Genomic DNA, 3,237 nt, shown 5'->3' on the forward strand with positions numbered 1-3,237 from the left:
TTCCCACGCAGAGCGTGGGAACGATCACCGATCTTGCGACTGCTACGCAGCCGAGCGGGAGCAAGCTCCCTCGCCACAGTGGTTGTGTCTCAGCCCTTGCCTTTGGTCCGGGTCATGTTCGGGCCGCCATTCTTCTCCAGATGCTCAATGATGATCCCCGCCACGTTCTTGCCAGTGGTGGTCTCGATCCCTTCCAGCCCCGGCGATGAGTTCACTTCCATCACCAGCGGCCCGTGATTGGAGCGCAGGATATCGACCCCCGCCACCGCCAGCCCCATGACCTTTGCCGCACGCAAAGCAGTCATGCGTTCTTCCGGGGTGATCTTGATCAGGCTGGCACTGCCACCGCGGTGCAGGTTGGAGCGAAATTCGCCGGGTTTGGCCTGGCGCTTCATGGCCGCAATCACCTTGTCGCCGACTACAAAGCAGCGAATGTCGGCGCCACCGGCTTCTTTTATGTACTCCTGGACCATGATGTTCTGCTTGAGGCCCATGAACGCCTCGATCACCGACTCAGCCGCGGTGGCGGTTTCGCACAGCACCACACCGATGCCTTGGGTGCCTTCCAGCACCTTGATCACCAGTGGCGCTCCGTTGACCATTTCGATCAGATCGGGAATGTCATCCGGTGAGTGGGCAAAACCGGTGACCGGCAGACCAATGCCCCGGCGCGACAGCAATTGCAGCGACCGCAGCTTGTCCCTTGAACGGGCAATAGCCACCGATTCGTTGAGCGGAAAAACCCCCATCATTTCGAACTGGCGCAACACTGCGCAGCCATAAAAAGTAACGGATGCACCGATCCGCGGAATCACCGCGTCGAAGCCCTCCAGCGGCTTGCCGCGGTAGTGGATCTGCGGTTTATGACTGGCAATGTTCATGTAGGCGCGCAGGGTATCGACCACCACCATTTCATGGCCGCGTTCGGTACCGGCTTCGACCAGGCGACGGGTGGAATACAGACGCGGGTTCCGCGACAGCACAGCGATCTTCATGCAACACCTGTGGAGGAGGTAGATACCGGGAACACCGGCTTGTCTTGTACATACTTGATACCCGGATTGACCACCAGTTGGCCGTCGATCAAGGCTTTGGAACCGAGTAACAGGCGATATCGCATGGACTTGCGGCAGGCGAGGGTGAACTCGACCCGCCAGACCCGATCACCGAGGGCCAGGGTGGTGCTGATCACGTATCGCACCTGCGCGTGACCGTTGGAGCTTTTGATGGTTTTTCTTGTCACCAGCGGGGCTTCGCAGCGCCGGTGACGCAACTGCACCACCGTGCCCAGGTGCGCCGTGAAGCGTACCCATTGCCCACCATCACGCTCGAACGTCTCGATGTCGGTGGCATGCAGGCTGGAGGTGCTGGCGCCGGTGTCGATTTTTGCGCGAAGGCCGGCGACTCCCAGATCCGGGAGCGCCACCCACTCGCGCAGACCGACAACGGTCAAATGGTCAAATGTCTTCAAAATGGCTCAACCGGTAGAAACCACGGTGGCCGCAGGCGGCCGAATCCGCGGTATTCACGCAGAATAATGGTTAAAAGGCGACAGATATCTACGGCCCGGATTGCCAGCCCCGCAAGGAGGTTATGGAATGTCAGCATTGTAGTCCGGGCCGGAGTAATTCTTGGTACGACAGAACGGTAGTACAGTTCACCAATATTTCAGAACGAGGAAATCCCATGGCACAAAAAAACGAAGAGGACGACAAAGTCCGCCTCGATAAATGGTTGTGGGCTGCACGGTTTTACAAAACTCGCGCCTTGGCCAAGGCAGCGATTGAAAGTGGCAAGGTGCATTGCCGCGGTGAGCGTTGCAAGCCTGGCAAGGAGCCACGTATTGGCGACGAATTTGTGATCCGCACCGGTTTCGAGGAACGCACGGTGGTGGTCAAGGCGCTGTCGATCGTGCGCCGAGGCGCGCCGGAAGCGCAGATGCTGTACGCGGAAACTGACGCCAGTATCGCCAAGCGAGAAAACGCCGCCGCCGAGCGCAAGGCGGGCGCCCTGGGCGTGAGCACCGATGGCAAGCCGAGCAAGAAGCAGCGCCGGGATCTGTTCAAGTTTCGGGGCAGCAGCAACGAATGATTGACCTCGCCGCCGATCGCACCAACCCGGCCAAGACTTGTAATTGCACCTGCGCGTAGCCATATGAGGTAATTCGCCTGCCGTGTATGTGCCGTTCGTCGTAAAACGCGCGCAGTCGCCGGCCTGTAAGCCATAACCAGACAGCCAGGGGCTGTGGCCAAGGCGTAACCTCGAATTCTGTAATCACTTTTGTCTCCACTTCAGATACCCAGACTTATGACCGACCTACCGGATAACGACTTCACTCAACGCTTCATCTTCGATGACAGCGACACCCGTGGCGAGATGGTTTCGCTGGAGCTCAGCTACGCTGAAGTCCTGGCCAAACACGCCTATCCGGAGCCGGTTGCGCAACTGCTCGGCGAACTGATGGCGGCGGCGGCGTTGCTGGTCGGCACCTTGAAGTTTGATGGCTTGCTGATCCTTCAGGCCCGCTCCGAAGGCCCGATCCCGTTGCTGATGATCGAATGCTCCAGCGAGCGCGACATCCGAGGCCTGGCCCGTTACGAGGCCGAGCGGATTGCGCCCGACGCCACCCTGGCCGATCTGATGCCCGACGGCTCGCTGACACTGACCATCGACCCGACACAAGGCCAGCGCTACCAGGGCGTGGTCGATCTGGACGGTGAAACGCTGTCTGACTGCTTCACCAACTACTTCGTGATGTCCCAACAGATCGGCACACGCATCAAGCTTTGCGCCGATGGCCGTCGCGCCCGTGGCCTGTTGCTGCAGCAACTGCCTGCCGATCGCCTGAAAGACGAAGAAGAACGCGCCGCCAGCTGGCAGCACCTCACCGCGTTGAGCGGGACGTTGACTGCCGATGAGCTGTTGGGCCTGGACAACGAAACCGTCCTGCATCGTCTCTACCACGAAGAGCAAGTGCGTTTGTTCGACGTGCAAAAACTGCGCTTCCGTTGCAGCTGCTCGCGCGAACGTTCAGCCAACGCACTGGTCAGCCTGGGTATGGAAGACGCGCAGAATCTGGTGGTTGAACACGGTGGAAAGATCGAAATCGACTGTCAGTTCTGCAACCAGCAATACCTGTTCGACGCCGCCGATGTCGCTCAATTGTTCGCCGGCGCGGGTGTCGAGACCCCGTCAGATACCCGTCACTAAAACGGTTCAGCGCAGGTAAATTCACTG

Annotated in this window: 4 protein-coding genes; 2 read left to right on the plus strand and 2 right to left on the minus strand. The window is 59.4% G+C overall.

Features of this window, described 5'->3' with window-relative positions; all coding sequences use genetic code 11:
• Positions 1-89: 89 nt before the first annotated feature.
• A complete protein-coding gene (rimK, locus tag D8U18_RS06985; protein WP_007972871.1) occupies positions 90-995 on the minus strand; it encodes a 30S ribosomal protein S6--L-glutamate ligase in 906 nt (301 codons plus the stop codon).
• Positions 992-1,411, minus strand: a complete 420-nt coding sequence (locus D8U18_RS06990) for an ATP-dependent zinc protease (protein WP_236708394.1) — start codon at positions 1,409-1,411, stop codon at positions 992-994. The genes rimK and D8U18_RS06990 overlap by 4 nt, the downstream gene beginning before the upstream one ends.
• Positions 1,412-1,686: 275 nt before the next feature.
• On the opposite strand from D8U18_RS06990, the gene D8U18_RS06995 reads away from it, so the two are divergent.
• On the plus strand, positions 1,687-2,091 hold the full coding sequence (locus D8U18_RS06995; protein WP_056852108.1) for a S4 domain-containing protein: 405 nt from the start codon (positions 1,687-1,689) through the stop codon (positions 2,089-2,091).
• 216 nt (positions 2,092-2,307) lie between these two features.
• Positions 2,308-3,210 carry an Hsp33 family molecular chaperone HslO gene (hslO, locus tag D8U18_RS07000; protein WP_056852109.1) on the plus strand — a complete coding sequence of 301 codons (903 nt, stop codon included), beginning with the start codon at positions 2,308-2,310 and terminating at the stop codon, positions 3,208-3,210.
• Positions 3,211-3,237 lie beyond the last annotated feature (27 nt).

The sequence above is a fragment of the Pseudomonas sp. Sample_10 genome, assembly GCF_004321495.1.
Taxonomy (GTDB): Bacteria; Pseudomonadota; Gammaproteobacteria; order Pseudomonadales; family Pseudomonadaceae; genus Aquipseudomonas.

Excerpts from the sequence above, each read along its gene's own strand:
- hslO (WP_056852109.1), top strand. The coding sequence starts at position 2,308 with ATGACCGACCTACCGGATAACGACTTCACTCAACGCTTCATCTTCGAT.
- D8U18_RS06995 (WP_056852108.1), top strand. The coding sequence starts at position 1,687 with ATGGCACAAAAAAACGAAGAGGACGACAAAGTCCGCCTCGATAAATGG.
- rimK (WP_007972871.1), bottom strand. The coding sequence starts at position 995 with ATGAAGATCGCTGTGCTGTCGCGGAACCCGCGTCTGTATTCCACCCGT.